We start from the raw sequence: 26,563 nt of genomic DNA, 5'->3' as shown, positions 1-26,563 counted from the left end.
ATTGCGAGGAGCTCTTGCGACGAAGCAATCCAGACTGCATCCGCGGAAACAGTTCTGGATTGCTTCGCTTCGCTCGCAATGACGAAGGTAAATCGCTCAACTGTCGAATACGATCACGCTGCGCAGCGTCTTGCCGGCTTTCATGTTGGCAAAGCCCTCGTTGATCTCGTCTAGCTTCAGCTTGGCCGAAATCCAGTCTTCAAGATGCAACCGGCCGCGCAGGTAGAAATCGACGAGGCGCGGCATGTCCACGCGGAAATGGTTCGAACCCATCGAGGAGCCCTGGATCTTGCGCTCGCGCAGGAAGTCGAAGCCGTGCAGCTCGATCTTCTGACCGAACGGGATCATGCCGACGATGGTGGCTGTGCCGCCGGAGGCGAGCATCGCAAAAGCCTGCTCGGCCGTCTCCTTGCGGCCGAGCACCTCGAAGGAATGGTGCACGCCGCCATTGGTGAGATCGCGGACCTGCTTCACGACGTCGCCGTCGGCCGGATTGATGATGTCGGTCGCGCCCAGCTTGGTCGCGAGCTGGAGTTTTGCGGGATTGGTGTCGATGGCGATGATACGGCCGGCGCCGGCGATCTGCGCGCCGTTGATCGCGGCCATCCCGACGCCACCGCAGCCGATCACGGCCACGGTCTCGCCGGCCGTCACCTTCGCCGTGTTCACCACCGCGCCATAGCCGGTGATGACGCCGCAGCCGATCAGGGCGGCGAGATCGAGCGGCATGTCCTTGCGGATCTTCACGATGGCGTTTTCGTGCACCAGCATCTGCTCGGCGAAGGAGGAGAGATTGAGGAACTGGTGCAGCTTCTCCGGCTTCGACCATTGCATGCGGTTGGAGACGCCCGGCAGCATTTTCACCGTCGCGTCAGTGCAGAGCACGGTGCGGCCGGTTGTGCAATTGTCACAGGTGCCGCAGAAGACGGAGAGACACGTGACGACGTGGTCGCCCGGCTTCACATAGGTAACATCGGAGCCGACCTGCTCGACCACGCCGGCGGATTCGTGCCCTAGCACTGCAGGCAGCGGATGCGGATAGAGCCCTTCCATGAAATGCAGATCGGAGTGGCAGAGGCCGGCAACGGCGGTGCGGATCAGCACCTCGCGCGGTCCCGGCTTCGGCAGGCTGATGTCCTCGATGACGAGCGGCTGGTTGACTTCATAGAGGACGGCGGCCTTCATCGGTGTTTCCTCGGTTATTGTTGGTTCGTTGTATGTTGCTCGTGCGGCGGTTCTTCACCTCTCCCCAAGGGAGAGGTGAAAGAAAGCCTACGCCGCCAGGACCAGTTCGCCAACCTTGCTCATGCCGGCTGCGCGATCGCCGAGCAACAGTTCGGCCATCTTCGCTTGCACTGCATTTTCCGTCAGCCGGAATGGATCACTCGGCGTTACGCGATGGTCGATCACGAGGCGCGAGAGCAGCAGCCGGCGTGCATCGCCGCGCATCTCGTGGATGCGGTGCGATTCCCAGGCGAGTGCCACCGCGCTGGCGACGTGGTAGAGCGCGCTGGTGGCGCGGCGCGCATCGGCTTCGTTCTCGGACTTAGCCGCAACGTCACGTGCGAAGCTGACCGCGCGGTCGGTGAGATCACGCAAATTGTCGCGCCAGGCCTGCGGCACCGAGCCGCTGTCGTCGAGCCGGGCGTGCAGATCGGCCGCGAGCGCGGACTCCGCGCCGTGGCGGCCCACTGCGCGGCAGAGCGCATCGATCGCGACGATGTTGCCGGTGCCTTCCCAGACCGAGCCGAGATGCGCATCGCGCAGCAGGCGGGCGGTGGCGAATTCCTCGATATAGCCGATGCCGCCGCGCATCTCGAGCGCATCGCCGCAAACCTTGCGCGCATCGCGCGTGGCGCGGAATTTCAGCGTCGGGGTGAGGATGCGCAGCAGCGCCGCAGCGTCCTGGCTGCCGGCCTCGGCACGGTCGAGCGCGTCCGCAGTGAGGAAGCTCATCGACAGGCCCTGCTCCACCGGCAGCATGATCTTCAGCATCTGCCGCCGTCCCAGCGGCAGATCGATGATGCGCTGGCCGAACACGACACGGTTGGTCGCGACCGTCATCGCGTCATGATAGGCGCGGCGCATCAGCGCAGTGGACTTGACGCCGTTGGAGAGCCGCGAGGAGTTCACCATCTCGGCCATCTGCACGAAACCACGGTCGAGCTTGCCGACGGCGTAGGCGATCGCGCCTTCAAGCTTGATCTCGCCAGAAGCCATCGAGCGGGTGCCGAGCTTGTCCTTGAGACGCACGATCCGGTAATGGTTCTGCGTGCCGTTGTCGAGGAAGCGCGGCATCAGGAACAGGCCGACGCCGCGCGTGCCGGGCCCGGCGCCTTCGGGCCGCGCCAGCAGCATCACGACTTTCGCGTCGGCATTCGAGCAGAACCATTTCTCGCCGTAGAGGCGCCAATGGTCGCCCTCCTGCACCGCGCACGTGGTCAGCATGCCGACGTCGGAGCCGCCTTCCTTCTCGGTCATGAACTGGCCGCCCTGGGTCAGCTTGCTCATGTCCGTCGAGGTGAGGCCGTCCAGATATTTCGCCTTCAGCGCCTCGCTGCCGAAATTCGCCAGCAGCTTGGCGCAGCCGTCGGTGACGTTGATCGGACAGCCCATGCCGAATTCAGTCTGGTTGAACAGGAAGGTGAAGGCGTGCTTGGCGACAACAGGGTATTTGTCCGGCCAGCCCATGATGCCCTTGCGGATCGAAAGCGCGTGAATGCCGAACTCGCCAAACGCGGCGTTCTCCAGCTCGCGATAGGCCGGGTGATATTCGATCCATTGCACGTCGCGGCCGAACTTGTCGCGCTGGTGCAGGATGGGCGTGTGCCGGTCGGCGAGCCGCGCGCATTCATCAAGATGGCCGCCGGCGAGCTCGCCGAGCCGGTCGAGATGCGGCTCGATGTGGCGGAACAGATTCTCCGGCAGATGGATGCGGAGCAGGTCCGTGAGCGCGGGATCGGCGCGGTAGAAATTCATGCCTGATGTATCGGGCGCCAGCAGGCCGGATGGTGCGGCCGCGACATCTTCTGGCTGCGCTATCACAGGTCTGGGCATGATCGTCCTCTTCGCTTCCGTCCCACGGCAATTCTTTGCGCTTGCCGCTTTGGATGATGTCGATCATGCTCCAGTCGCGGACCGCGATAAAGCCGCAAAATGTCAGGGCGGCATGATCGCCGTGAGGGAGCACTTCGCCCTCGCGGAATTGTGGCCACGCCGGCTGGTTGTCCGCGCGGACCATGCATAGATCAGCGGCTCCCTTCTTCCGAGAGATCACGCCATGGAACACCCGAAATACAAGATCGCCCTCATCGTCGGTGCCGGCGAAGGCCTCAGCGCGTCGCTGGCGCGCCTGCTTGCAGCGCAGGGCATCCGCATCGCGCTCGCCGCACGCAAGATCGAGAAGCTTGGCGCGCTCTGCACCGAGACCGGGGCCAAGGCCTATGCCTGCAACGCCGCCGAGTCTGACGAGGTCGAGCGGCTGTTCGGCCTGGTCGAGCGCGAGATCGGCACGCCCGATCTCGTCGTCTACAATGCCTCAGGCCGCACGCGCGGGCCGTTCGTCGACCTCGTCCCGGCCGACGTCGCGCAGGCGATTGCGGTCAGCGCCTATGGCGGCTTCCTGGTGGCGCAGCAGGCGGCCAAGCGCATGCTGCCGAACCAGCACGGCGCGATCCTGTTCACCGGCGCCTCCGCCAGCGTCAAGGGCTATGCGCAGTCCGCTCCCTTCGCGATGGGCAAGTTCGCGCTGCGAGGACTGGCGCAGAGCATGGCGCGCGAATTGTCGCCGCAGGGCATCCATGTCGCGCATTTCGTCATCGACGGCGGCATCAGGAGCGCGACGCGGACGGACCCGGCGGATAGACCGGATTCGACGCTCGATCCCGATGCGATCGCACAGAGCTATTGGAACGTGCTGCAGCAGCCGCGCAGCGCCTGGAGCTGGGAGCTGGAGCTGCGGCCCTGGGTGGAGAGGTTTTGAGGCAAGCCAACAACAACAACCCGTCATTGCGAGGAGCGAAGCGACGAAGCAATCCAGACTGTCTCCCCGGAAAGACCCTGGATTGCTTCGCTTCGCTCGCAATGACGAACTAGGGAGAAACCATGACCAGCGAAACCACCATCGACACCGGCACCAGTGAGCTCCTCTGCGTCATCCGCGACCGCGTCGCGGTCATCACGCTGAACCGGCCGGAAGCGCGCAACTCGCTGTCGGATGCGCTGACGCCGGCGCTGCGCACGATGATCCGCAGCTGCGGCGAGAATCCCGATGTCGGCGCGCTGCTGCTCACCGGCGCGGGCGAAGCGTTCTGCGCCGGCGGCAACGTCAAGGGCATGGGCGCGCATCGCGACAAGGCGAAGCTCGACATGTCCTTTGACGACAAGGTCGCCGATCTGCAGGAGCGGCAGCGGCTGCTCACCGGCGCGCTGGTGTCGGTGCGCAAGCCGACCATCGCTGCGCTCCCCGGCCCGGCGGTCGGCGCCGGGCTTGCCATCGCCTTGGCCTGCGACATCCGCATCGTCGCGCAATCGGCCTTCGTCGCCACCGGCTATGCCCGCATCGCCCTCAGCGGCGATTACGGCATCGCCTGGCTGCTCACCCGCCTCGTCGGCACCGCGCGGGCGCGCGAATTGATGTTCACAGGCGACCGCGTCGATGCGGCGCGCGCCGAAGCGATCGGCCTCGTCAACCGCGTCGTGCCCGACGACAAATTGCAGACCGAGGCGTTCGCGCTGGCCAAATCGCTCGCCGAAGGCCCGCGCCTCGCGCTGCGCTACATGAAGGACAATCTCGACGAGGCCCTGCTGTTCGACTTCGAAACCGCGCGCGACCACGAAGCCGAACGGCTGGTCCGCCTCACCACGACCGCCGACCACAAGGAGGCGGTGCAGGCCTTCATCGAGAAGCGCAAGGCGGTGTTCACGGGGAAGTAGGCGCGCCCAACGCCCAGGGCGTCATTCCCGGCGATGCGGCGGGGACCGCGCAAGGCGCGGCCCGGAGCATCGAACCCGGAATCCATTGGGCTGCAAGCCGAGCCGCGAAATGGATTCCGGGTTCGCGCTACGCGCGCCCCGGAATGACGATGGAGAGAGAGCGACGGCAAAAAAACGCCCGGCCCTGGCTTGGCCAGGCCGGGCTGCAGTCATGTCAGGCCGAGGCTGAGGGGCTGTCGGCCTGACGGGAAAGGGCGGCGAGCCGCCAGCTCGCACAGGGAATGTCTTGCGGAGCGAGGTTGATCTCCTTGTCGAAGCGCACCAGCTTCCAGTCATCAGGGTGGTTGACGAACGTAAAGCCGGATTTGCGCGCGAGCGAGACCATGGTCTCGTTGGCGCGCAGCGTGTCGCCGTACATGTGCTCGGCCCCGAGCGCGGCCGCGCGGCATTCGAGGTTCTTCATGAGCGCGGTGGCGATGCCGTGGCCCTGCCAGCGGTCATCGACCGACAGGCCGAACTCGAGCGTCGCGGTCTCGGCATGGAAGGCATAGCGGGCTTCAGCCACAATGGTCTCGAAACCGTCGATCATCATGGTCGCCACGATCGTGAAGCGATCGCGCGCGCCGACCTCGAGGAAATCGTGCAGCAGGCCCTTCGGCAATTCGCTGATCGCGCCGAAGAAGCGGTTGTAGCGGGAGCGGGTCGAGAGCGAGCGGAAATAGTGCTGCACCTCATCGGTGTCGCGCGGCTCGACGAAGCGGACATTGAGCCGCTCGCCGTGCCTTGTGCGCAGCACGTCCGAATATTGCTTGAGGTCTTCGACGTGGAAAGTGCTCATGACACGTGCCAGGCGGAAAAGGGGACCGCCGGCGCCCCTGTGCTCAGGCGGCGCCGGCCTGACGGCCTATCAGGCCCGCCAGAAGGGTTTGTCGGCCTCGTAGGCAATGTCGGACCAGGACAGCCCGACGTCGTGGAGGTCGCGGGCGGTCCAGTGGGTCAGCTCGCGCCGGGTCCGGTAGCGCTCGTGCCAGACGTGAAGGATCTGGCCGATCTGCTGGAGCAGGCCGGGTACATGATGATTTGTCATCGAATTGTCAGTCAGCGTAGACATTTTCAGCTCCTGGAGCTAAGTTGACCGCTAATATCTGCCTTCTGCTGCGCCGCGACAAACGACAATTTGTACCCTTTCGCATGAAATAACGTCATGCATCCTGCTGCCAAATGACTGCCAGATTGCCCTCCCTGAACGGATTGCGGGCGTTCGAGGCCGCCGCGCGCCATCTCAGCTTCACGCTCGCAGCCAGCGAGCTGAACGTGACCCAGACCGCGATCAGCCATCAGATCCGCAGGCTGGAGGAGGAGCTCGGCATCCGCCTGTTCATCCGGCAGAACCGGGCGCTGGCGCTGACGCCGGAGGCGCGCGACTATCTGCCGGGCGTTCGCGCCGCCTTCAACGATTTGCGCCTCGCCACCGACCGCCTGCTGCGGAAAGAGGACGACAAGGTGCTGACGGTGTCGACTCTGGCCTCGCTCGCCGCCAAATGGCTGCTGCCGCGGCTGACCGATTTCCAGGAGCAGCATCCAGGCATCGACGTGCGCATCACCACCTCGACCAGCCTCGTCGACTTCCAGCGCGACAACGTCGATGCCGCCATCCGCTATGGCCGCGGCCAATGGCCGGGCCTGCGCGCCGACTGGCTGATGGCGGACGAGCTGTTTCCGGTCTGCAGCCCGTCGCTGCTGCGCGGCGACAAGCCGCTGCGCCGCCCCGAGGACCTGCGCAACCATCCACTGCTGCACACATCCAACACCAACAGCGATGACTGGCGGCTATGGCTGACCGCGGCGGGCCTGCCGGCCGATATCGCGCGGCATCCGGGCATCACGTTCGACATGATCTTCATGACCATCCAGGCGGCGATCGACGGCATCGGCGTCGCTATGGGACGGACATCGTACGTGCGGGATGACATCGCCAAGGGCCGGCTCGTGGTTCCATTCAAGATCGCGCTGCCGGCCGATGCCGGGTTCTACCTGGTCGCACCCGAGGGACGCCGGGAGGCGCCGAAGCTTGCCGCATTCCGACGATGGGTGCTCGCGGCAGCGCAGAATAAGGCGTGAAGAAAACAGCGGCTTCCCGCCCCGCTGTCATTCCGGGGCGCCTCGAAGAGGCGAGCCGGGAATCCATTTCTCCTAGCATTTCTGTCGCACGATGGATTCCGGGTTCGCGCTACGCGCGCCCCGGAATGACAGCGAGAGTTACAGCTCCACCACCACGTAATCGCTCTCGACTTTCACCGGGATGGTTTCGGCGACATACGGTCCCTTCACCACGCTGGCGCCCGGCTCGACATGGGCGGGGTAGGCCTTCACGCGGAAACGGCGCGGATCGCAATAGGACTGGCCGGTGCGGATATCGAACTCCCAGCCGTGCCAGGGGCAGCGGATGATCTCCCCCAGCTTGGTGTATTCGATCTCGCCGGGATTGCGCGACTGCGCGAGCCCGATCAGCGGACCCTCGCACAGCGCCGCGCCCTGATGCGGGCAGCGGTTCATCAGGCCGAAATATTCGCCCTTAATGTTGAAGACTGCGATCGGCCGCCCTTCGATCTCCAGGAATTTTCGCGTGCCGGGCGGAAGTTCATCCACTGGCGCAATGACGTGCCGCGCCATGCTTATGTTTTCCGCATGATCTGATCGAAAAACCGCTTCACACTTTTTCGGATCATGCGGTGATCCCGTACAGCTTTTTCGCATTGCCGAGATAGAACGCCTCGCGATTGGCCTCGCTGACTCCCGCCGGCAGCACGCGCGAGGGCTCGTCATAATCCCAGTGCGGATAGTCAGTCGCGAACAACAGCTTGTCCCAGCCGATCCATTTGATGACGTCGAACAGATCCTCGCGGCTTTCAGGATCCTCCATCGGCTGCGTCGTCCACCACACCTGCTCGCGGATATATTCCGACGGCGGGCGCTTTACATGCGGCACCTCGCTCCTGAGCCGCTGCCAGGCCTTGTCGAGCCGCCAGCACAGCGACGGCGCCCAGCCGAAGCCGGCCTCGATCATCACCATCTTCAGTTTCGGGAAGCGCTCGAACACGCCCTCCAGCACCAGGCTCGCCAAAGCCGATTGCTGGCATTGCGAATGCCCGACCATCTCCTCGATGTAATAGGACGGCCAGCCTGAGGGTGTGATCGGGTTGCCACCGAAGCCGAAGGCGTGCACGCCAACGGGAAGGCCGGCCTCTTCCGCGGCCTGATAGATCGGCCAGTAACGGCGCTGGCCGAGCGGCTCGACATTGCGGCTGAGCAGCAGCACCTGCACGAAGTTCTTGTCCCCGGCGCGCTCGCGGATCTCTGCGGCCGCCGACGGGCCATCTTCATTACCGACGACGATGGAGGCTTTCAGCCGCTTGTCCTTGCTGGTCCATTTGTCGATCTGCCAATCGTTGATCGCCGAACACAGAGCGGCCGAGAGCTCGTGATTGCGGATGCCCTGCCCGGTGTTGAGCGGGTTGAGCACGCCGAGCTGCACGTTGTTGGGATCGAGCAATTGCTTCTGCATGAAGGCGAGCGAGGAGCCCTGCGGGCCGCCTTCCGGCGGATAGGCATCGCGGCGCGAGGCGTTGGGCTGGGCCTTCGGATAGGGCGGGCCTTCCATCATGCCCTGATAGGCATGGACGCCGTAGATCTCGAGGTGATGCTGCCAGCGTTTGGCGAGGTAGGGATAGAGCTCGGTGGGGGTCGTTCGTGCCGGATGGATGTCGCAGTCCGCGATCGCGGGTTTGACGGTCAGTGGGGAAGCGGCTTCTTGGTTCTCGCGGAACTGGATATTCATCGCCTTGCCTCCTTTGGCAGCGGGCTCATTTCAGGCGGGGGTAGGTTGCATGCGGATTGTCGATCATGATCTTGCGCACGAGATCGGGGGACAGCCCTTCGGGCAGCGCGTCCTGGCCGTCGAACTGCCAGTGCGGATAGTCCGTGGAGAATAGGACCAATTCGTCCGACTGCATATGCTCAAACAGGCGAATTAATGTCTCCGGTTCCGGCGGCGCATCAAATGGCTGTAACGAGAAGCGGATGTTGCTGCGCACAATCTCCAGCGGCGCGCGATCGACCCACGGCGTCTCCATCCGCACCCCGCGCCAGAACTTGTGCAACCGCCAGAGATAGGGTGCGATCCAGGACACGCCGGACTCCAGCATCACCATTTTCAGCCGCGGATATTTGGCGAACACGCCCTCGACGATCAGGCTGGTGAGCTGGGTCTGGAACGCCTGGGCCTGCCCGACATAATCCTCGATGTGATAGGACCCCCAGCCCACCGCGGTCGGCGGATTGTGATAGGCGGAACCGGCGTGGATGCCGATCGGGAGTTCCAGACGTTCCGCGGCCTCGTAGATCGGCCACAGCGCGCGCTTGCCGAGCGGCGTATCGCCCATCACCAGCATCAGCACCTGCACGAAGCGCTTGTCCGGTGCGCAGCGCTCGATCTCGGCAACGGCTTTCTCGATGCTTTGCGTCGGGATCACGATCGAACCACGCAGCCGGGCGTCGCGATCGAGCCATTCCTTTGCCAGCCAATCGTTCAGCGCGCGGCAGAAGGCGGCCTGCATGTCTTCCGAAAACACCATCTGAACCCCATAGAGCGGGTTGCAGATGGCATGCTTGAGCTGGAAGGGGTCGAGCACGTGGCGCTGCATGGCCGCCAGACTCTCGCCGGGCTTGCCGGTCTCGGGACGCCAGTCCGGTCGCGCGGTGATCGGGGAGTTCTGTGGATAGGATTGCGAGATAAGGTCGACCATGCCGCGCGTCGTCACCTGATCGCGCCAATAATCGTTCAGGTACGGCAGCAGGCTGGTCAGATGCGGCACGGCCGGATGCACGTCGCAATCGATGCCGCCGGCGATCAGGGACGCCATCACGTCTCCCTTCTCACGTTTCCTCGCATGTCTCTTCTTATCCCATTCAAGCAGGCCTGCCCGCCGCCCGCAACTCGGCCAAGCATCCTGTCATATGCTAGGAAGGCTGAGCTCGGTTGCGAAGGAATGAGGGGTTGCGACATGAAAGAGCTCGTGGGCATTGCGGAACAGATCGCCGCCAAACTGATCGCGCGCAAGCAGACCATTGCGGTCGCCGAGTCCTCCGCCGGCGGCCTGATCGCGGCCAGCCTGCTCGCGGTGCCCGGCGCTTCCGCCTATTTCCTTGGTGGCGCGGTGGTCTATACGCGCGATGCCAGGCGCGTGCTGATGGATATTTCGGACGAAGGAATGAAGGGCTTCCGCTCCTCGTCCGAGCCCTATGCACGATTGCTGGCCGAGCAGATGCGCAGCCGCTTCGGATGCGACTGGGGGCTGTCGGAAACCGGCGCAGCCGGCCCTACCGGCAACCGCTACGGCGACGCCGCCGGCCACAGCTGCATGGCGGTTGCGGGGCCGGCGGTGGAGGTGATGACGCTGGAGACGGGAAGCGATGACCGGTTCGGCAACATGCAGGTGTTTGCCGCGACGGCGCTGAAGCTAATGTTGAGGAGGCTTGAGGGGTGAGCGGGCCCACGCTCATCTCACCATCGATGCCCCTGCTCAGGGGCAAGACAAGCCATTACCGGGTTCGCGGCACAGCTTCGCGCGGACCTCCACGACATCGATTTTGCTATCCCTGGCTCGCCGCAGGCGCGAGGCGTAAGCTGAGTAAACACTGTCTGCTGACAGCAGATTGAGCTGCTTCTTGATGGCTGCGCTGCACATCAGAGCGGGGTTGCCGTCGAGGTATCTCGACTGTGCCCCGAGCTCCTGGCGGGTGAGCTCCGCGAAAGGCCCCAGACGCAATTGCATCTCGATCGCTCTGAGCTCTTCGTCGTCAGCCTGCGCCCGGGCGACACCTTTTATCTTGCGTTCGAATCCGTTTGCGATCGCCGCCCCGTGAGCCGCCCCAAGCTCCGCAAGTTGTTGCGCGGCGTCCGAAAACTCGCCGCGCTGGAAACCCGCCATGAGGAAGGACTTGCATGCCAATGGGTCGCTCATCAGCTTCAGAAGGGCTGCCAGCTCCGCCCGATCCAGTGCATTGATGTGCTCGTCATCGGCATAGGCTTCCATCTCGTTTGCCAGAATGATGTTGAGCACGCCATTGGCAGCGGGCCATCCGCCTTCATTGAAGGCCGCCTCGGTCTTTCGGAGCAAGACCTCCCGGAGAGCGGGATCGCTGCGGGCGATAGACGCCGCCAGTGGGAATCGCGCGAGGTTCTGATCGAAATCGCGTGCAAACCCGCTGGGCCCGGAGAGGCTGGCATATGCCAGATTTCCGGCCAGCAGGGCGACGGCGACGAGCAGCAGGAGTGATCTTCTGGTCATGCGAGAATGTTGGCGTGAATTACCGCGAGACATCATCGCACGCCGGGTCGGCGCCATCCATTGCAACTACAGGCTGCCGTTAACGAATCCTTTCGCAGCCAATCCTTTCACCGCCTGGCGGATCGTATGCAGGCTGGACTATTTTGCCAAATGCCGCATGAAAATCCGCACCACATAGCCTGGGAATCGCGGTGCTTCGTCGTAGAGATCCGACGCGATCCGCTCGATGGTCTCGCGCAACGACAGGAATTGCGCCTGACGCGCGCTGCTTTCGGTGCCCTGCATGCCCGCGAGCTCGTCCATCGCGGCGTCGCTGATCTGGCACTGCACGACCTCGCCGTCGTTCAGCATGGTGAAGCGAAAGGCCAGCCGTTCCAGATCATGGCCAATGATCTTATCGCGCATGAGCGGCATCAAAGCGTCCCGGTCGAGCCCCGCGCCGGACAATGCTGAAAATCGCTCCGCTTGTCAGCAGCAAAGTGCGGCTTCGGCCCTACTGGAATGCCACTTCGGCAAAGCTGCGGAGCTTGCGCGAATGCAGCCGCTCCGATTCCTGCTGCTTGAGTCGCTCCAGCGCCTTCAGGCCGATCTCGAGATGCTGGCCGACGCGGCGGCGGTAGAACTCGCTGGCCATGCCCGCAAGCTTGATCTCGCCATGCAGCGGCTTGTCCGACACGCACAGCAGCGTGCCATAGGGAACGCGGAAGCGGTAGCCGTTGGCCGCGATCGCGGCCGATTCCATGTCGAGCGCCACCGCGCGCGACTGCGACAGGCGGCGGATCACCTCGGGCCCGGAAATTTCCCAATTGCGGTTGTCGACGCTCGCGACCGTGCCCGTACGCATCAGGCGCTTGAGCTCGAAGCCTTCAAGCCCGGTGACGTCCTCGACCGCCTCCTCGAGCGCGACCTGCATCTCGGCCAGCGCCGGGATCGGCACCCACAGCGGCAGCTCGCGGTCGAGCACGTGATCCTCGCGCACATAGCCGTGCGCGAGCACGTAGTCGCCGAGGCGCTGCGTGTTGCGCAGGCCGGCGCAATGGCCGAGCATCAGCCAGGCATGCGGCCGCAGCACCGCGACGTGGTCGGTGACGTTGCGCGCATTGGACGGACCAGTGCCGATGTTGATCAGCGTGATGCCGCGATAGCCTGACACGACCAGATGGAAGGCCGGCATCTGCGGCGCGCGAGCCGGCGCGGTGCCGCTGATGGCGCCGCCGCTCTGCATGATTACGTTGCCCGGCCCGACGAAAGCGTCGAGGCCGGCCTCGCCGGACTGCAGCCGCTGCTGGCACGCTTGCGCGAAGGCGTCGACATAGAACTGGTAATTGGTGAAGATCACGAAGTTCTGGAAATATTCGGGATCGGTGCCGGTGTAGTGATAGAGCCGGCGCAGCGAGTAATCGACGCGGGCGGCGCGGAACAGCGACAGCGGCTCGGGTGCGCCGGGCTGGAGCTCGAAGGTACCGTCGGCAATCGAATCGTCCATGGTCGCGAGATCGGGAACGTCGAACGCATCGCGCAGTGAGCGTGTAACGAGCGAGTTCTCGCTGGTGGTGATGGCGGCTTCGATATTGATGTCGCGCCGATAGGCGAAGTGGATCGGGATCGGCTCGACTGACTCGCCGACCTCGACGGGCACGCCGTGGTTCTGGATCAAGAGGCCGATCTGCTCGGTGAGATAGCTGCGGAACAGATCCGGCCGCGTCACGCTGGTTTCATGCACGCCAGGTCCGGCAACGAAGCCGTAAGCGAGACGCGAATCCAGCCGCGCATGGGTCGCGGTGGTGATACGGACGAAGGGGTAGTAGGCGCGCACTCGGGCCGTGATTGCTTCGCCGCCAACGTAAGCCTCGAAACGATCGCGCAAGAATTTAGTGTTGCGCTCGTAGATCTCTTCGAGGCGGGCAACGGCGAGGTCCGCATCGGTGAAGGATTCGGTGGCGATGGAGGGAGGGGATTGCATGCGTCGACCGCCGGATTGATGTTTTGCCATCGCAGTATAGCAAATTGCCAGCCAAGTCGTCATTGCGAGCGCAGCGAAGCAATCCAGAAATCTCGCCGCGGAGACAGTCTGGATTGCTTCGCTACGCTCGCAATGACGAGGGAAGGTGACGCGCTTATCGCGCGTCACTTCTCGCGGAACGCCCGCATCAGCTGGTCGTGCAGCGGCTTCATCAGATAGGACAGCATGGTGCGGTCGCCGGTCTGGACGAAGGCTTCCACGGGCATGCCGGGGATCATCTTGACCTCGCCGAGCCGGGCGATCTCTTCCGGCGGCATCGAGACACGGATGGTGTAATAGCCTTGGCCGGTGCGCTGGTCGGTGGTGACGTCGGGCGAGACGCGGCTGACGACGCCGTTGAGCTCGGGCGTGGTGCGCTGGTTGAATGCCGACAGGCGCAGCAGCGTCTTCTGGCCGATCTGGAGCTTGTCGATGTCGACCGGATTGACCTTGGCCTCGACCTGGAGATCGTCGGCCTGCGGCACGATCAGCATCAATGTGTCGCCGGCGGTGACGACGCCGCCGATCGTGTGCACCGTCGATTGCAGCACCATGCCGTCCTGCGGCGCGCGGATGTCGACGCGGCGGAGCTGGTCTTCGGCCGCGACCTTGCGCTCGATCAGCTCGCCGATCTTGTCATTGGTCTCGCGCAGGTCCTTGGAGACCTCGCTGACCACGTCCTTGTCGATCTGGATGATCTGGAGCTCGGTCTCGGTGATCTTGCCCTTGGCCTGGGCGCGCGAGGCGATGTACTGCGCGCGCTCGCCGTTGAGGCGGGCTGAGTCGCGTTCGAGCTGGGTCAGGCGCGAGATCTGCACCAGGCGCTTCTCGTAGAGCTCGCGCACGCCGGTGAGCTCGTTCTGCACCAGCGCGATCTCCTGGTCCTTGGCCTTCTCCTGGGCACTGAGACCTGCGATCTCCTCGTTGAGCTGCGTGATGCGTTCGCGCAGCTGCGCCTTCTGCCCGGTGCGGCCGTTGACGCGAACGTCGAACAGCTTGGTTTCGGCCGCGAGCAGCGCCTTGACGTCGGGATCGCCCGCCCGCTCGATGAGGCTCTGCGGGAATTCGATTCGATCGAGACCGCGCTGCTCGGCTTGCAATCGCGCCGCACGCACCTGGGCCGCATCGAGATTCTTGGTGACGATGGCAAGGTTGGCCTTGGTGACGGTGTCGTCGAGCCGCACCACGATGTCGCCGGACTTGACCAGGTCACCGTCGCGGGCGCGCACCTCGCCGACCACGCCGCCGGTCGGATGCTGCACCTTCTTGACGTTGGATTCGACCACGATCTGGCCCGGCGCGATCAGCGCGCCCGAGATCAGGACGGTCGAGGCCCAGCCGCCGAGGCCGACGACCAGGACCACAACGATCGCGAGGCCGAGCATCAGGTGGAACCTGATGGAGTCGCGTACGGTCTTCGCGGCCGCCTTGGTGCCGCCGATGGGCAACGTGCTCATGGCTTCGTGCTCATGGTTTGGCCACTCCGCCTTCACTGACGATCTTGATCGGGGCCGGCGGCGTCACGCGCGGCTGCAGCACCTGGGCGAGCACCTGCTCCTTCGGGCCAAACGCCTGCATGCGGCCATCGCGCAGCACCAGGATCTGGTCGACCGCCTCGACGCCGATCGGCCGGTGCGCCACCACCACGACGATGGCACCGCGCTCGCGCGCCGAGCGGACGGCGCGGGTCAGCGCTTCATCGCCTTCGGTGTCGAGATTGGAATTGGGCTCGTCGAGCACGATCAGGAAAGGGTTGCCGTAGAGCGCGCGCGCCAGCGCCACGCGCTGGGCCTGGCCTGCGGAGAGCGCGGCGCCCTGCTCGCCGACTTGCGTGTTGTAGCCCTCGCGCATCTTGATGATCATCTCGTGCACGCCGGCCTCCTTGGCCGCGGCGATGATCGCCTCGGAGGTGGCCTCGGGATCGAACCGGCTGATGTTCTGCGCGATGGTGCCGCCGAACAATTCGACGTCCTGCGGCAGATAGCCGATATGGCGGCCGAGCGCGTCGCTCGACCATTGATCGAGCGCCGCGCCGTCCAGCCGCACCTTGCCGCGCATCGGCTGCCAGACGCCGACCAGCGCGCGGATCAGCGACGACTTGCCGGAGCCGCTCGGGCCGATCACGCCGAGGCCGTTGCCGGCGGCGAGCGCGAACGTGACATCCTGCACCACGAGACGCTGATCGCCGGGCGGCACCATAGCGACGCCTTCGACCGAGAGCCGGCTGGTCGGCGCCTGCAACTGGGTCGGCATCGCCTGCGCCGGCATCTGCTCCAACAGGCGCGTCAGGCGCTGCCAGCTCTGGCGCGCCGCGACGAAGGATTTCCAATGCGCGATGGCGAGATCGACAGGGGCGAGCGCGCGGGCGGAGAGGATCGAGCCGGCGATGATGATGCCGGCGGTCGCCTCCTGATGAATGACGAGATAGGCGCCGACCGCGAGCACGGCTGATTGCAGCATCATCCGCAGCACCTTTGCCACCGCGCCGAGACCGCCAGCGACGTCGCTCGCCCGCTGATTGCCGGCGAGGTATTTTTCGTTGGCCTCGCTCCAGCGCTGGTTCATCCGGCCGGCCATCCCCATCGACACCATCACTTCGGCGTTGCGGCGGCTGGCCTGGGCGAGATCGTTGCGCTGGGCGGCGAGGCCCATTGCCTCCTTCGCCGGCTGGCGGGACATGAACTCGGTGACCAGCGTCAGCCCGACCAGGATGATGGCGCCGACCAGCGCGGTGACGCCGATCAGGACATGGAAGGCGAAGCAGATGGCGAGATAGAGCGGCAGCCAGGGCAGGTCGAAGAACGCGCTCGGGCCCATGCCGCCGAGGAAGGAGCGGACATTGTCGAGATCGCGCAGCGGCTGCAGGCCCTCGTTGCGGCTCCCGACCAGCAGCGGCAGACGCACGATGGTATCGAACACGCGCTTATTGAGGGCCTCGTCCAGTGAGGTGCCAATCCGCCCCAAGATGCGGTTGCGGATCATATCGAGCACGCCCTGCGCCATGTAGAGGAAGCTGGCGAGGATGATGAGGCCGACCAGGGTCGGGATGCTGCGGCTCGGCAGCACGCGGTCGTAGACCTCCAGCATGAAGATCGACCCGGTCAGGTAGAGCAGGTTGATCATGCAGCTCATCAGGCCGACGCCGATGAAAGCCGTGCGACAAGCGCGCAAGGCGTCACCGAGCTCCGAACGGCGGACGCCAGGGTTGGCTGCCATCAGTCTGATCTCTTTCAGGTGGGGGCCACAGCCCCTGATTTCACTGGCAATTCAGGGTACTCGACCCGGATTAACATCCTGTTCACTCTGCGTCCAACGCAGCCGAGTTCATCCAGAGCCCTGATGGGCCACATCTATCCCCGACGGCCTCGCACGCAAGTCCGGTATTTCACAGTCTTTGCGGCTTTTTGGTGCAGAGGCCGCAGCCCTCAGCCAGCAGAGTTGGCAAGTTCCGATCCATCGAACCGAGCGGCTGGCTACAGCCGGCCCCCGCCGCGCACCAGCCGCACCACCAGCAGCAGGATAACCGCGCCGATTGCGGAATAGACGATCTCGGAGATCAAGCCGGTGCCGAGGCGGATACCAAGCTTTGGAAACAGCAGGCTCGCCACCAGCGCACCGCAGATGCCGATCACGATGTCGCCAATAATGCCGAACCCGGCGCCACGCACGATCTTGCCTGCGAGCCAACCGGCGACGAGACCGACGAACAGGATGACGAGCAGGCCTTCGTTGGAAATGTACATCAGTGAGGTCCCCTCTGCGTGAACGGGAGCCATGGAACGGGAACCGGGATGAATGGGGTGTGAATGCTGGGAAGGCTCGCGCAGCCCGGTTCAACTCATCCGAACTATGACGGCACGGTGGCCGGCTCCGCCAGGACACATCGGGCCGCCCGACCCGGCCCGACCGCGACATTCCCGGGCAATTGCTCCAGGCAGCGCGGCTCGGCGAGCTTGCAGCGGGGAGCGAAGGAGCAATTGTGCGGCTTCTCGGCCAGCGACGGCGGCGTGCCGGGGATGGTCTCCAGCCGCTGGCCCCGCTTGGCGCCGTGGATGGTGGAGGCGAGCAAGCCCTTGGCGTAGGGGTGGACCGGCGAGCGGACGATGTCGCGCAAGGTCCCCTGCTCCACGATCTGGCCGGCATACATCACCGCGACGCGGTCGCAGATCTCGATCGCAACACCAATGTCGTGGGTGACAAAGATGACGGACATGCCGAACTCGCGCTGAAGTTCGCGCAGCAAGAGCAGGATCTGGATCTGCACGGTGGCATCGAGCGCGGTGGTCGGCTCGTCCGCCAACAGGATCTTCGGCCGGCAGGCGAGCGCCAGCGCGATCATGGCGCGCTGGCGCATGCCGCCCGACATTTCGTGCGGATAGGCATCTAACCGGCGCTTGGCCGAGGGAATGCGCACGACCTCGAGCATCTCCAGCGCCCGCGCGCGCCCTTCCGCAAAGCTCTTACCCTCGTGGCGCACCACGCTTTCGGCGATCTGCGCGCCGATCGTGTAGACCGGATCGAGCGCCAGCGCCGGCTCCTGGAAGATCATCGAGACGGTCTGGCCGCGGAACGACGACAGCTGCTCGTCGTTCATGGCCAGCACGTCCTGTCCCAAGACGTTGACCGTACCCGAAATCTGCGTGCGCTTCTTCGGCAATAGCCGCATCAAGGCACGCAGCGTCACGCTCTTGCCCGAACCGGATTCGCCGAGCAGGCCCAGCACCTCGCTGTTGCCGAGCGAGAGGCTGAGATCGTTCACGGCATAGACCGTGCGCTCGCCGGTGAAGCGGATGTTGAGGCCTGAGATCTCGACGAGGTTTGTCATGACGGCAGCTTCGGCAATCGGTCGTGATAGTCGGTGACGCGCTGGAACGCGGCGCCAATGGTCAGCAGGGTGGCTTCGTCGAAGGAGCGGCCGATCAGCTGCATTCCGACCGGCAGGCCGGTCTTGGTGAAGCCCGATGGAATGGTCAGTGACGGCAGGCCCAGGAAGTTCACCGGGCGGGTGAACAGCGTCAGCCGCTGCAGCAGCGCCGGCGCGTTCGGGCCGCCGCCGACGTCGCTCTCCTCGATCGTCGGCGCCGGCACCGGGGACGCCGGTGCGATCACCGCATCGACGCCTGCTGTCGCGGCATTGTGGGCCGCGAGCGCCGGCCCGCGCCAACGCATCGCTTCCAGATAGGTGATGGCGGGAACGGCGAGGCCGTTCTGAAGCCGCATCAAGACCTGCGGTCCGTAATCCTGTGGACGCTCGATCATCCAGCGCTTGTGGAAGGCGGCGGCTTCCACGGCGAGCACGAGCTGGCTGGCCGAGGACAATTGCCGCTGGTCCGGCAGCTCGACATTGACGATGTCGGCGCCTTCGCGCTTGAGCACCGCGATGGTCTCGTCCAGCACGCGCGCGACCTCGCCGTCGAGATCGTCCACATAGAACGAGGCGGGCACGCCAATCTTCAGACCTTTGAGCGAGCTCTTGGTGGCCGCGACGTAGTCCGAGAGCGGCTCATGGCTGCAGGTCGAATCGGCGGGATCGGGCCCGGCCATCAGCGCCAGCAGAAGCGCGCAATCCTCGGCGGTGCGAGCGAGCGGACCGACGGTGTCGAGCGATTGCGACAGCGGCATCGCGCCGGCGCGGCTGACGCGGCCTACGGTGGTCTTCAAGCCTGTGACGCCACAGAAATGCGCGGGCATGCGGATCGAGCCGCCGGTGTCCGAGCCGAGCGCCGCATAGGTCAGGCGAGCGGCCACGGCCGAGCCGGAGCCCGATGAGGAGCCGCCGGTGATATGGGCGACATTCCAGGGATTCCGCACCGGCCCGTAATGGGCGTTGTGGCCGGTCGGGCCGTAGGCGAACTCGGCAAGATGCAGCGTGCCGAGCCGGACCTGGCCGGCGTCCTTCAGCCGCTGCAAGGCGGTGGACGTGACGGTCGGCACGAAATCGCGGCGGATCAGCGAGCCGCAGGTCGTGACGTGGCCGGCATCGTAATACATGTCCTTGTGCGCGAGCGGCACGCCATGCAGGGGACCCCGGACATTGCCCTTGGCGAGCTCGGAATCGGCGGCATCCGCCGCTTTCAATGCAGCCTCGGCCTCGATCGACATGAAGGCGTTGAGATGCGGCTGCCACTGCGCGATGCGCTGCAGCAGCGCGCGCGTCGCCTCGTGCGAGGACACCTGCTTCATCGCGATCGCGCGCGCGACCTCGGTGAGCGTCAATAGAGCGGGCTCACGGCTCATTTCGACACCTTCTGCATCTGCGCGAGCACATAGGTGGCGGGCTCCAAATCGAACGGCAGCGTGCCGGCGATGGCGGCGAAGCCTTCGAAGGCGGGGCCGATGGCATTGGAGATGCGGGTTGCGATCTCGTCGTCCACGGGCACGCCGGCGATGTGCGCGATCGGCTTGATCTCTTTCGGTGTCGGTCTCGTCATGCGATTTCTCCCCTGGGCGCGCGGCTATGGCCTGAACCCGGTATCGCCATGTAGCACGCGGCCTCGTGGCCCATATTATCCAGCGCAGTGAGCTTTGGTGTCGCATTTGCGCAGAGCGGCTCCGCAAACGGACAACGGGTGTGGAAACGGCAGCCCGACGGCGGATCGATCGGATTGGGCGGGTCGCCCGTGATCGGCGGCGTCTCGGTGCGGCGATCAGGATCGGAGGAGGGCATCGCGGCGAGCAGCGCGCGGGTGTAGGGATGCGCCGGGCTGTCCCAGACCTGGTCGACAGGGCCGAGCTCGACGACCTCGCCGAGATACATCACCAGCACGCGGTCCGAGATGTAGCGGACCACGTTGAGGTCGTGGCTGATGAAGAGATAGGTGAGGCCGAATTCGCGCTTGAGATCGGCGAGCAGGTTGAGCACCTGCGCTTCGACGGATTTGTCGAGCGCCGAGACCGCCTCGTCCAGGATCACCAGCCGCGGCGACAGCGCCAGCGCACGGGCGATGTTGACGCGCTGGCGCTGGCCGCCGGAGATCTCGTGCGGATAGCGGCTCGCGAAGTTTTCCGGGCGCAGGCCGACCTTGCCGAGCAGCTCGCGCGCAAGGATGCGCGCCGCACCATCGGCCATGCCATGGACTTTCGGGCCGAAGGCGATGGACTCCTCGATCGTTAGGCGCGGATTGAGCGAGGCGTAGGAATCCTGGAACACCATCTGCATGCCGCGGCGCAGCTCGCGCAAGCTCAGCGACTGGCCGACGGTCATGCCGTCATAGATGATGTCGCCGTCATCGCGCGGCATCAGGTGCATCAGGAGCCGCGCGGTGGTGGACTTGCCGCAGCCGGATTCGCCGACGATGCCGACCGTCTCGCCCTTGGCGACGGAGAAGGAGACATTGTCGACGGCACGCACGGTGCGCTTGGCGGCGAACAGGCCGCCGCGCACCGGAAAGTGCTTGGTCAAACCGTTGACCTGAAGCAGCGGCTGCGCAACGCCGCCGCGGTCCTCGACCGGCTCGAGCATGGCGACGGAGGTGTTGGTTTCGCTCATGGCCTAGTTCCTGATGTCCATGGCGCTGCGCAGGCCGTCCGAAAGGAGATTGAAGCAGATCGAGACTGCGAAGATCATCGCGCCCGGCAAGGCTGCGACCCAGGGATTGACGTAGATCGCGGTGCGCAGCGTGTTCAGCATCAGGCCCCATTCCGGCTCCGGCGGTTTTGTGCCGAGGCCGAGGAAGGAGAGACCGGCCGCCAGGATCATCGAGACTGAAATCAGACTGGTGGCATAGACGAAGATCGCGCCCAGCACGTTGCCGAGAATGTGCACGCGCATGATGGTGAAGGCCCCCGCGCCGGAGGCACGCGCGGCCTCGACGAAGTCCATGTTGCGCACGCCGGTCGTGACGCTCTCGGCGACGCGGGTGATCTGCGGCACGAACACGATGGTCAGCGCCACGATGGAGTTGAGAATGCCGGCGCCGAGCGCGCCGGAGATCGCGATCGCCAGCAGCACCGACGGGAAGGCGTAGAACACGTCCACCGTGCGCATAATCGCGGTGTTGAGCTTGCCGCCGACATAGCCGGCGATGATGCCGAGCGAGGTGCCGATGCAGAAGGCCAGGATCACGGGCAGGATGCCGATCACCAGCGAAAGCCGGCCGCCATAGATCAGCCGCGCCAGCATGTCGCGGCCGAGCTCGTCGGTGCCGAGCGGATAGCCTGTGGTGCCGATGTGGCGGAGGCGACGGATCATCGAGCCCTTGTAGGGGTCTTCGAGACCGAGCCACGGCGCGAGGATCGCGGAGAGGAAGATCAGCAGCAGCACCAGCGCACAGGCCATGCTGACCTTGTCGCGCATGATGCGGCGGCCGACGGTCGTCCAATAACCGCGCGCCCTGGTCGCGGGCGCGGCCTGCAGCGCAGCATCGGCGGTGGCGGACAGGGGGAGCTCGCTCATCGGCCTGCTCCCGGTTGGCATTGACGCGATCGGTGCAAGCTCAGCGCTCGGTGCACCTCTCCCGCTTGCGGGAGAGGTCGCGCCGCAGGCGCGGGTGAGGGTTTTCGCCTCTGGGGGGTTCTCGCGAGCGGAGACACCCTCTCCCCAACCCTCCCCCGCAGGCGGGGGAGGGAGCGCACCGTTTGCGTGGCGACAGCTGGGCTCATCCGTCAGCCCCGCTTGATGCGGGGATCGATCGCCGCTTGGGCGATGTCGACCAGGAGATTGAGGAAGACGAAGAACAGCGCCAGGATCAGGATAGTGCCCTGCAGCAGCGGCAGGTCGCGCTGGAAGATCGCGGAATTGAGCAGGAAGCCCGAGCCCGGCCAGGAGAACACCGTCTCGATCAGGATCGATCCGCCGAGCATGTAGCCGAGCTGGAGCCCCATCACCGCGAGCGCGGTGGGCGCGGCGTTCTTGATGACGTGACGAAACACGCCGCGTTCGTGCAGGCCCTTTGCGCGCAAGGCCTCGACGAAATCCTGCGAGAGGATGTCGCCGGTGAGCGCGCGTACCGTGCGGGTGACGATGCCCATCGGGATCACCGAGGTCGTGATCGCCGGCAGCACGAGATATTGGAGATGCGCCCAGTCCCAGGCCCAGGAGTTGGAGCCGCTGGGGCCTGCGCCGACCGCCGGCAGCCAGTTCAGCTGGACCGAGAAGATGATGACGAGCAGCATGCCGAGCCAGTAATGCGGCACCGAGACGCCGGCGATGGCAAAGGAGGTCGCGACCTTGTCGATCCAGGTCTCGCGGAAATAGCCGGCGATCAGGCCGAGCAGAATGCCCATGGTAAAGCCGATGAGGGCGGCGGCAATCGCCAGCGTGACGGTGTTGCCGACCGCGCGCATGACCTCGGCGAGCACCGGGCGCCCGGTCGCGATGGAATTACCGAGATCGCCATGCAGCGCACGGAGCAACCAGAGCCCGAACTGCACCGGCAACGGCCGGTCGAAGCCATAGGCGGCGCGCAGCTGCGCCGCGAGCTCCTGCGACGCATCGGCCGGCAGCACGGCGACCAGCGGATCGCCCGGCGTGACGTGCACGAGCAGGAAGCACACCAGCGCCACGCTGATGACGATGGGGACGACGTAGACAATGCGTCTGGCGGTATAGGCGAGCACGTTGTTTCTTTCTTCCTTCTCCCCTTGTGGGAGAAGGTGGCATAGGCCGCCTCCGGCGGCCGTTTTTAGTCGACGCCGAAGCGAAGCTTCGGCTACGGCGCCGGATGAGGGGTTCTATCCGCGGCTATAGCCTTTCAAAGGAGAGAGAGCCTCTCCGCGGAGAGAGACCCCTCACCCGGCTTCGCTACCCGCGAAGCCACCCTCTCCCAGAGGGGGAGAGGGTGCACTGAGCAAGTCGAACCTCACTGCGCAATCGACACCGGCGAGAAGTCGATGAACCAGCTCTTCGGCTGCACGACGCCTGTCACCTTCGGGCTCATCGCGCGCGGGCCGACGTCGTGGGCGACGTAGAGGAAGGCGGCGTCGTCGACCGAGGCCGCGTGCAGCTCGGCCAGCGCGGCGTCGCGCGCGACCGGATCGAAGGTCTGGCGCGCCTTCTTCACCAGCTCGTCGAATTTGGGGTTGTTGATGAAGCCCCAATTGTTCGAGACCGGCGGCGCCATGCCCGACTGCAGGAAGCGCACCAGCGCGAAGAACGGGTCCATCGCCGCATAGGTGACGTTGGTCGCGTGCGAGCCGTTGGCGCTGGGGTCCTTGGCGCCGCGGCGCCAGTTGGTGAACAGCGTATTCCATTCGATAACGTCGAGCTGGACATCGAAATAGCATTCGGCCAGCGCCTGCTGGAGGTACTCGTTCATCGGCAAGGGCTGCATCTGGCCCGAGCCGGACGCCGACGTCTGCGTCTTCACGGTCAGCTTCTTGTTGGGACCGTAGCCGGCCTCCTGCATCAGCTTTTGCGCAGCCGCCTTGTCGTACTTGATCTGGAAGGTGGGATTGCCGCGCCAGGGATGGCCGGGCTCGAAGGTGCCGGTCGCCGGCACCATGAGGCCGGCGAGCAGACCGTCCTTGAGACCTTCGCGGTCGACGCAGAGGTTCGCGGCCTTGCGCACCCGGATATCGTTCCAGGGCGAGCCCTCGACGCGCGAGAACTGCCACGGCCAGACGTGCGGCTGCTCGTTGGCGTAGAGCTTGAAGCCGCGCTGCTTCAATTCGGGAATCGCGTCCGGCGCCGGTGCCTCGACCCAATCGACCTGACCCGAGAGCAGCGCCGCGGTGCGCGCGTTGGCTTCCGGCATCGGCAGGAGCACCATCTTGTCGATCTTGGGAACACGCGCCTTGTCCCAATAGTTCGGGTTCTTGACCAGTTCGAGCCGCTCGCGCGGGGTGAAGCGCGCCATCTTCCACGGGCCGGTGCCAGAGGCGTCCTTGGCGAAGGCGGTCCATGCAGCTTGTGACTTCGCCTTGGCGTCGGCGCCTTCGGCCTTGTCATAGAAGGACTGCCACTTCGCCGGGCTCGCCATGAACAGATTGGTGAGGTTGATCGGCAGGAAGCTGTCGGGCTCCTTGGTGGTGAGCTCGACGGTCATGTCGTCGATCTTCTTCGCGGAAGCCAGCGTCGGCATGCGCGAGGCCGTGACGCCGACCTGGCTGGCGTCGAATTGCGGCGCATCCTGCTTCAGCACCTTCTCGACGTTCCACACCACCGCGTCGGCGTTGAACGGCGAGCCGTCATGGAAGGTGACGCCGGGGCGCAGCTTGAAGGTCCATTTGGTCTTGTCGGCGTCGTCGACCTTCCACTCGGTGGCAAGGCCGGGGATGACAACGCTCGGCTTATCGGCGGATGACAGGTCCCAGCCGGTCAGCGCGTCGTACATGGTGAGACCGGTGAAGCGGTTGCCTTCAAAACCCTGATCGGGCTGGCCGAGCGTGCGCGGAATATCGGCAGCAGTCATGCCGATGCGCAACACAGTTTCCGCAGCCACCAGGCGCGGCCATGCGGCCGCGCTGCCGAGCGCCAGGAGCGCGATCAGCGCCGCCCGTGTCTTCTTGTTTTTCATAAGCATCGCCTCAGTCCCTTTCCGGCTTTCGATGATTAATTTTGATGCAATCGTATGCAATGGCTATGCCAAGGAGAAACTTTTTCTGCAAATTGCCCCTGCGTCGACAAGTCCTTGTGATGACGCACGGGCGAAACCGGCGCGCTGCCTATTCTGGCATCAAGATTGCAGGTTTGACCCGGAAATCTCCTGGGAGCTTTGGGCCATGCGTAATCGTCTATCGACCTGTCTCGCCGTGCTTGCGCTGGCGGTGTCCGCCATCTCTGCGCGCGCCGAAACAATGGTGCGCTACGGCATCTCGATGGCGGATATTCCGCTCACCACCGGGCAGCCCGATCGCGGCGCCGGCGCCTATCAGTTCACGGCCTATACGATCTACGATCCGCTGGTGGCCTGGGAGATGGACGTCGCCGATCGGCCCGGCAAGCTGGTCCCGGGCCTGGCCACCGAATGGAAGGTGGACGACGCCGACAAGACGAAGTGGCGCTTCACCCTGCGCAAGGGCGTGAAGTTTCACGACGGCAGCGATTTCAACGCCGATGCGGTGATCTGGAACCTCGACAAGGTGCTCAACGACAAGGCGCCGCAATTCGACAAGCGGCAGAGCGCGCAGGTGAAGACCCGCCTGCCCTCCGTCGCCAGCTACGCCAAGATCGACGACTTCACGGTGGAGATCACCACCAAGACGGTGGATTCCTTCTTCCCCTATCAGATGCTGTGGTTCCTGGTCTCGAGCCCGGCGCAATATGAAAAGCTCGGCAAGGACTGGGACAAGTTCGCAAGCCAGCCCTCCGGAACCGGCCCGTTCAAGCTGACGAAGCTGGTGCCGCGCGAGCTCGCCGAGCTAGCCAAGAATCCAGACTACTGGAACAAGAAGCGCATTCCGAAGGTCGACAAGATCGTGCTGGTGCCGATGCCGGAAGCGCTGACGCGCACCAACGCGCTGCTCGCCGGCCAGGTCGACCTGATCGAGACGCCGGCGCCGGATGCCGTGCCGCAGTTGAAGGCGGCCGGCATGAAGCTGGTCGACAACGTCACGCCGCATGTGTGGAATTATCACCTCAGCGTGCTGCCGGGCTCGCCCTGGACCGACATCCGCCTGCGCAAGGCGCTGAACCTTGCGATCAACCGCGACGAAGTCGTCGGCCTGATGAACGGCCTCGCCAAGCCCGCCAAGGGCCAGGTCGACCCGTCGAGCCCATGGTTCGGCAAGCCCAGCTTCGAGCTGAAATACGATCTCGCCGCCGCCAAGAAGCTGGTGGAGGAAGCAGGCTATTCCAAAGCAAAGCCGCTGAAGACCACCTTCATCATCGCGCAAGGCGGCACCGGCCAGATGCTGTCGCTGCCGATGAACGAATTCCTGCAGCAGAGCTTCAAGGAGATCGGCATCGAGATCGACTTCAAGGTGGTCGAGCTCGAGACGCTCTATACGCATTGGCGCAAGGGCGCCGCCGACGAGATGAACGCCGGCATCACCTCCAACAACATCGCCTATGTCACCTCGGATCCGCTCTACGCCATCGTCCGCTTCTTCCATTCCGGCCAGATCGCGCCGGTGGGCGTCAATTGGGGCGGCTACAAGAACCCGAAGGTCGATGCGCTGATCGACGAGGCCAAGCAGACGTTCGACAGCACCAAGCAGGACCAATTGCTGGCGCAGGCGCATGCGCTGATCGTGGACGATGCCACGCTGGTGTGGGTCGTCCACGACACCAACCCGCACGCGCTGTCACCGAAGATCAAGCAGTTCGTGCAGGCGCAGCACTGGTTCCAGGACCTGACGACGATCGGGGTGGAGTGAGGAACACGCAAGGGTGGCC

25 protein-coding genes are annotated in these 26,563 nt (G+C 64.9%); 5 read left to right on the top strand and 20 right to left on the bottom strand.

The window, feature by feature from the left end:
• Nucleotides 1-96: 96 nt before the first annotated feature.
• Nucleotides 97-1,185, bottom strand: coding sequence for a Zn-dependent alcohol dehydrogenase (locus HZZ16_RS18745; RefSeq protein ID WP_197950390.1), 1,089 nt, complete (start codon nt 1,183-1,185; stop codon nt 97-99).
• Nucleotides 1,186-1,272: 87 nt separating this feature from the next.
• Nucleotides 1,273-3,057, bottom strand: a complete 1,785-nt coding sequence (locus HZZ16_RS18740) for an acyl-CoA dehydrogenase family protein (RefSeq protein ID WP_197950386.1) — start codon at nt 3,055-3,057, stop codon at nt 1,273-1,275.
• 223 nt (nt 3,058-3,280) lie between these two features.
• Between HZZ16_RS18740 and HZZ16_RS18735 the strand changes: the two genes are divergently transcribed.
• Nucleotides 3,281-3,982: an SDR family NAD(P)-dependent oxidoreductase gene (locus HZZ16_RS18735; protein ID WP_197950383.1), complete on the top strand. Its 702-nt coding sequence runs from the start codon at nt 3,281-3,283 to the stop codon at nt 3,980-3,982.
• A 122-nt stretch (nt 3,983-4,104) separates the two neighbouring features.
• Entirely contained in the window at nt 4,105-4,935 is an 831-nt protein-coding gene (locus tag HZZ16_RS18730) for an enoyl-CoA hydratase (RefSeq protein ID WP_197950380.1), read from the top strand.
• A gap of 214 nt (nt 4,936-5,149) precedes the next feature.
• Here HZZ16_RS18730 and HZZ16_RS18725 read toward each other — a convergent pair whose 3' ends face one another.
• Nucleotides 5,150-5,773: a GNAT family N-acetyltransferase gene (locus HZZ16_RS18725; protein ID WP_197950377.1), complete on the bottom strand. Its 624-nt coding sequence runs from the start codon at nt 5,771-5,773 to the stop codon at nt 5,150-5,152.
• Between the two features lie 69 nt (nt 5,774-5,842).
• Nucleotides 5,843-6,046 (bottom strand): DUF1127 domain-containing protein, encoded by a 204-nt coding sequence (locus HZZ16_RS18720; RefSeq protein ID WP_197950374.1) that lies wholly within the window; start codon nt 6,044-6,046, stop codon nt 5,843-5,845.
• A 110-nt stretch (nt 6,047-6,156) separates the two neighbouring features.
• Here HZZ16_RS18720 and HZZ16_RS18715 point away from each other — a divergent pair, with 110 nt between their 5' ends.
• Complete coding sequence (locus HZZ16_RS18715) at nt 6,157-7,056, top strand: transcriptional regulator GcvA (RefSeq protein ID WP_197950372.1); 900 nt, start codon at nt 6,157-6,159, stop codon at nt 7,054-7,056.
• A 138-nt stretch (nt 7,057-7,194) separates the two neighbouring features.
• Here HZZ16_RS18715 and HZZ16_RS18710 read toward each other — a convergent pair whose 3' ends face one another.
• The 3 genes from HZZ16_RS18710 to HZZ16_RS18700 are packed head-to-tail and all read right to left on the bottom strand — an operon-like array spanning nt 7,195 to nt 9,857.
• Entirely contained in the window at nt 7,195-7,608 is a 414-nt protein-coding gene (locus HZZ16_RS18710; protein WP_197950368.1) for a Rieske (2Fe-2S) protein, read from the bottom strand.
• 52 nt (nt 7,609-7,660) lie between these two features.
• On the bottom strand, nt 7,661-8,773 hold the full coding sequence (locus tag HZZ16_RS18705) for an amidohydrolase family protein (protein WP_197950365.1): 1,113 nt from the start codon (nt 8,771-8,773) through the stop codon (nt 7,661-7,663).
• Nucleotides 8,774-8,798: 25 nt separating this feature from the next.
• Nucleotides 8,799-9,857: an amidohydrolase family protein gene (locus HZZ16_RS18700; protein ID WP_197950363.1), complete on the bottom strand. Its 1,059-nt coding sequence runs from the start codon at nt 9,855-9,857 to the stop codon at nt 8,799-8,801.
• A gap of 141 nt (nt 9,858-9,998) precedes the next feature.
• Here HZZ16_RS18700 and HZZ16_RS18695 point away from each other — a divergent pair, with 141 nt between their 5' ends.
• Nucleotides 9,999-10,481 carry a CinA family protein gene (locus HZZ16_RS18695; protein WP_197950360.1) on the top strand — a complete coding sequence of 161 codons (483 nt, stop codon included), beginning with the start codon at nt 9,999-10,001 and terminating at the stop codon, nt 10,479-10,481.
• A 36-nt stretch (nt 10,482-10,517) separates the two neighbouring features.
• Here the strand turns inward: HZZ16_RS18695 and HZZ16_RS18690 are convergent, their stop codons facing one another.
• The 13 genes from HZZ16_RS18690 to HZZ16_RS18630 form a co-directional block, all read right to left on the bottom strand.
• Nucleotides 10,518-11,285, bottom strand: a complete 768-nt coding sequence (locus tag HZZ16_RS18690; RefSeq protein ID WP_197950357.1) for a hypothetical protein — start codon at nt 11,283-11,285, stop codon at nt 10,518-10,520.
• A 138-nt stretch (nt 11,286-11,423) separates the two neighbouring features.
• Nucleotides 11,424-11,732 (bottom strand): DUF1488 family protein, encoded by a 309-nt coding sequence (locus HZZ16_RS18685; RefSeq protein ID WP_246510203.1) that lies wholly within the window; start codon nt 11,730-11,732, stop codon nt 11,424-11,426.
• A 46-nt stretch (nt 11,733-11,778) separates the two neighbouring features.
• Complete coding sequence (locus HZZ16_RS18680) at nt 11,779-13,248, bottom strand: AMP nucleosidase (protein ID WP_197950354.1); 1,470 nt, start codon at nt 13,246-13,248, stop codon at nt 11,779-11,781.
• A gap of 164 nt (nt 13,249-13,412) precedes the next feature.
• On the bottom strand, nt 13,413-14,744 hold the full coding sequence (locus tag HZZ16_RS18675) for an HlyD family type I secretion periplasmic adaptor subunit (protein WP_197950351.1): 1,332 nt from the start codon (nt 14,742-14,744) through the stop codon (nt 13,413-13,415).
• A gap of 10 nt (nt 14,745-14,754) precedes the next feature.
• On the bottom strand, nt 14,755-16,503 hold the full coding sequence (locus HZZ16_RS18670) for a type I secretion system permease/ATPase (protein WP_197950349.1): 1,749 nt from the start codon (nt 16,501-16,503) through the stop codon (nt 14,755-14,757).
• Nucleotides 16,504-16,760: 257 nt separating this feature from the next.
• On the bottom strand, nt 16,761-17,030 hold the full coding sequence (locus tag HZZ16_RS18665; RefSeq protein WP_197950346.1) for a GlsB/YeaQ/YmgE family stress response membrane protein: 270 nt from the start codon (nt 17,028-17,030) through the stop codon (nt 16,761-16,763).
• Between the two features lie 104 nt (nt 17,031-17,134).
• Nucleotides 17,135-18,112 (bottom strand): ABC transporter ATP-binding protein, encoded by a 978-nt coding sequence (locus HZZ16_RS18660; protein WP_197950344.1) that lies wholly within the window; start codon nt 18,110-18,112, stop codon nt 17,135-17,137.
• Nucleotides 18,109-19,524: an amidase gene (locus HZZ16_RS18655; protein WP_197950341.1), complete on the bottom strand. Its 1,416-nt coding sequence runs from the start codon at nt 19,522-19,524 to the stop codon at nt 18,109-18,111. Before HZZ16_RS18655 ends, HZZ16_RS18660 begins: the two co-directional genes overlap by 4 nt.
• Complete coding sequence (locus HZZ16_RS18650; RefSeq protein ID WP_197950338.1) at nt 19,521-19,718, bottom strand: hypothetical protein; 198 nt, start codon at nt 19,716-19,718, stop codon at nt 19,521-19,523. The genes HZZ16_RS18655 and HZZ16_RS18650 overlap by 4 nt, the downstream gene beginning before the upstream one ends.
• A complete protein-coding gene (locus HZZ16_RS18645; RefSeq protein ID WP_197950336.1) occupies nt 19,715-20,776 on the bottom strand; it encodes an ABC transporter ATP-binding protein in 1,062 nt (353 codons plus the stop codon). Before HZZ16_RS18645 ends, HZZ16_RS18650 begins: the two co-directional genes overlap by 4 nt.
• 3 nt (nt 20,777-20,779) lie before the next feature.
• Complete coding sequence (locus HZZ16_RS18640) at nt 20,780-21,682, bottom strand: ABC transporter permease (RefSeq protein ID WP_197950334.1); 903 nt, start codon at nt 21,680-21,682, stop codon at nt 20,780-20,782.
• Nucleotides 21,683-21,891: 209 nt separating this feature from the next.
• Nucleotides 21,892-22,845: an ABC transporter permease gene (locus tag HZZ16_RS18635; RefSeq protein ID WP_197950332.1), complete on the bottom strand. Its 954-nt coding sequence runs from the start codon at nt 22,843-22,845 to the stop codon at nt 21,892-21,894.
• Nucleotides 22,846-23,087: 242 nt separating this feature from the next.
• Nucleotides 23,088-24,749 (bottom strand): ABC transporter substrate-binding protein, encoded by a 1,662-nt coding sequence (locus HZZ16_RS18630; RefSeq protein ID WP_197950330.1) that lies wholly within the window; start codon nt 24,747-24,749, stop codon nt 23,088-23,090.
• A 199-nt stretch (nt 24,750-24,948) separates the two neighbouring features.
• On the opposite strand from HZZ16_RS18630, the gene HZZ16_RS18625 reads away from it, so the two are divergent.
• Entirely contained in the window at nt 24,949-26,544 is a 1,596-nt protein-coding gene (locus HZZ16_RS18625) for an ABC transporter substrate-binding protein (RefSeq protein WP_197950327.1), read from the top strand.
• The last annotated feature ends 19 nt before the right edge of the window (nt 26,545-26,563 follow it).

Origin of the sequence: Bradyrhizobium glycinis (assembly GCF_016031655.1) — a bacterium.
Classification (GTDB): domain Bacteria; phylum Pseudomonadota; class Alphaproteobacteria; order Rhizobiales; family Xanthobacteraceae; genus Bradyrhizobium; species Bradyrhizobium glycinis.
This window is presented reverse-complemented; position numbering and strand designations above follow the sequence as displayed.

Excerpts from the sequence above, each read along its gene's own strand:
- HZZ16_RS18715 (WP_197950372.1), top strand. The coding sequence starts at position 6,157 with ATGACTGCCAGATTGCCCTCCCTGAACGGATTGCGGGCGTTCGAGGCC.
- HZZ16_RS18745 (WP_197950390.1), bottom strand. The coding sequence starts at position 1,185 with ATGAAGGCCGCCGTCCTCTATGAAGTCAACCAGCCGCTCGTCATCGAG.
- HZZ16_RS18650 (WP_197950338.1), bottom strand. The coding sequence starts at position 19,718 with ATGACGAGACCGACACCGAAAGAGATCAAGCCGATCGCGCACATCGCC.
- HZZ16_RS18720 (WP_197950374.1), bottom strand. The coding sequence starts at position 6,046 with ATGTCTACGCTGACTGACAATTCGATGACAAATCATCATGTACCCGGC.
- HZZ16_RS18700 (WP_197950363.1), bottom strand. The coding sequence starts at position 9,857 with ATGGCGTCCCTGATCGCCGGCGGCATCGATTGCGACGTGCATCCGGCC.
- HZZ16_RS18670 (WP_197950349.1), bottom strand. The coding sequence starts at position 16,503 with ATGGCAGCCAACCCTGGCGTCCGCCGTTCGGAGCTCGGTGACGCCTTG.
- HZZ16_RS18690 (WP_197950357.1), bottom strand. The coding sequence starts at position 11,285 with ATGACCAGAAGATCACTCCTGCTGCTCGTCGCCGTCGCCCTGCTGGCC.
- HZZ16_RS18740 (WP_197950386.1), bottom strand. The coding sequence starts at position 3,057 with ATGCCCAGACCTGTGATAGCGCAGCCAGAAGATGTCGCGGCCGCACCA.
- HZZ16_RS18640 (WP_197950334.1), bottom strand. The coding sequence starts at position 21,682 with ATGAGCGAGCTCCCCCTGTCCGCCACCGCCGATGCTGCGCTGCAGGCC.
- HZZ16_RS18695 (WP_197950360.1), top strand. The coding sequence starts at position 9,999 with ATGAAAGAGCTCGTGGGCATTGCGGAACAGATCGCCGCCAAACTGATC.
- HZZ16_RS18645 (WP_197950336.1), bottom strand. The coding sequence starts at position 20,776 with ATGAGCGAAACCAACACCTCCGTCGCCATGCTCGAGCCGGTCGAGGAC.
- HZZ16_RS18710 (WP_197950368.1), bottom strand. The coding sequence starts at position 7,608 with ATGGCGCGGCACGTCATTGCGCCAGTGGATGAACTTCCGCCCGGCACG.
- HZZ16_RS18630 (WP_197950330.1), bottom strand. The coding sequence starts at position 24,749 with ATGCTTATGAAAAACAAGAAGACACGGGCGGCGCTGATCGCGCTCCTG.
- HZZ16_RS18705 (WP_197950365.1), bottom strand. The coding sequence starts at position 8,773 with ATGAATATCCAGTTCCGCGAGAACCAAGAAGCCGCTTCCCCACTGACC.
- HZZ16_RS18660 (WP_197950344.1), bottom strand. The coding sequence starts at position 18,112 with ATGACAAACCTCGTCGAGATCTCAGGCCTCAACATCCGCTTCACCGGC.
- HZZ16_RS18730 (WP_197950380.1), top strand. The coding sequence starts at position 4,105 with ATGACCAGCGAAACCACCATCGACACCGGCACCAGTGAGCTCCTCTGC.
- HZZ16_RS18725 (WP_197950377.1), bottom strand. The coding sequence starts at position 5,773 with ATGAGCACTTTCCACGTCGAAGACCTCAAGCAATATTCGGACGTGCTG.
- HZZ16_RS18655 (WP_197950341.1), bottom strand. The coding sequence starts at position 19,524 with ATGAGCCGTGAGCCCGCTCTATTGACGCTCACCGAGGTCGCGCGCGCG.
- HZZ16_RS18665 (WP_197950346.1), bottom strand. The coding sequence starts at position 17,030 with ATGTACATTTCCAACGAAGGCCTGCTCGTCATCCTGTTCGTCGGTCTC.
- HZZ16_RS18625 (WP_197950327.1), top strand. The coding sequence starts at position 24,949 with ATGCGTAATCGTCTATCGACCTGTCTCGCCGTGCTTGCGCTGGCGGTG.
- HZZ16_RS18680 (WP_197950354.1), bottom strand. The coding sequence starts at position 13,248 with ATGCAATCCCCTCCCTCCATCGCCACCGAATCCTTCACCGATGCGGAC.
- HZZ16_RS18675 (WP_197950351.1), bottom strand. The coding sequence starts at position 14,744 with ATGAGCACGTTGCCCATCGGCGGCACCAAGGCGGCCGCGAAGACCGTA.
- HZZ16_RS18735 (WP_197950383.1), top strand. The coding sequence starts at position 3,281 with ATGGAACACCCGAAATACAAGATCGCCCTCATCGTCGGTGCCGGCGAA.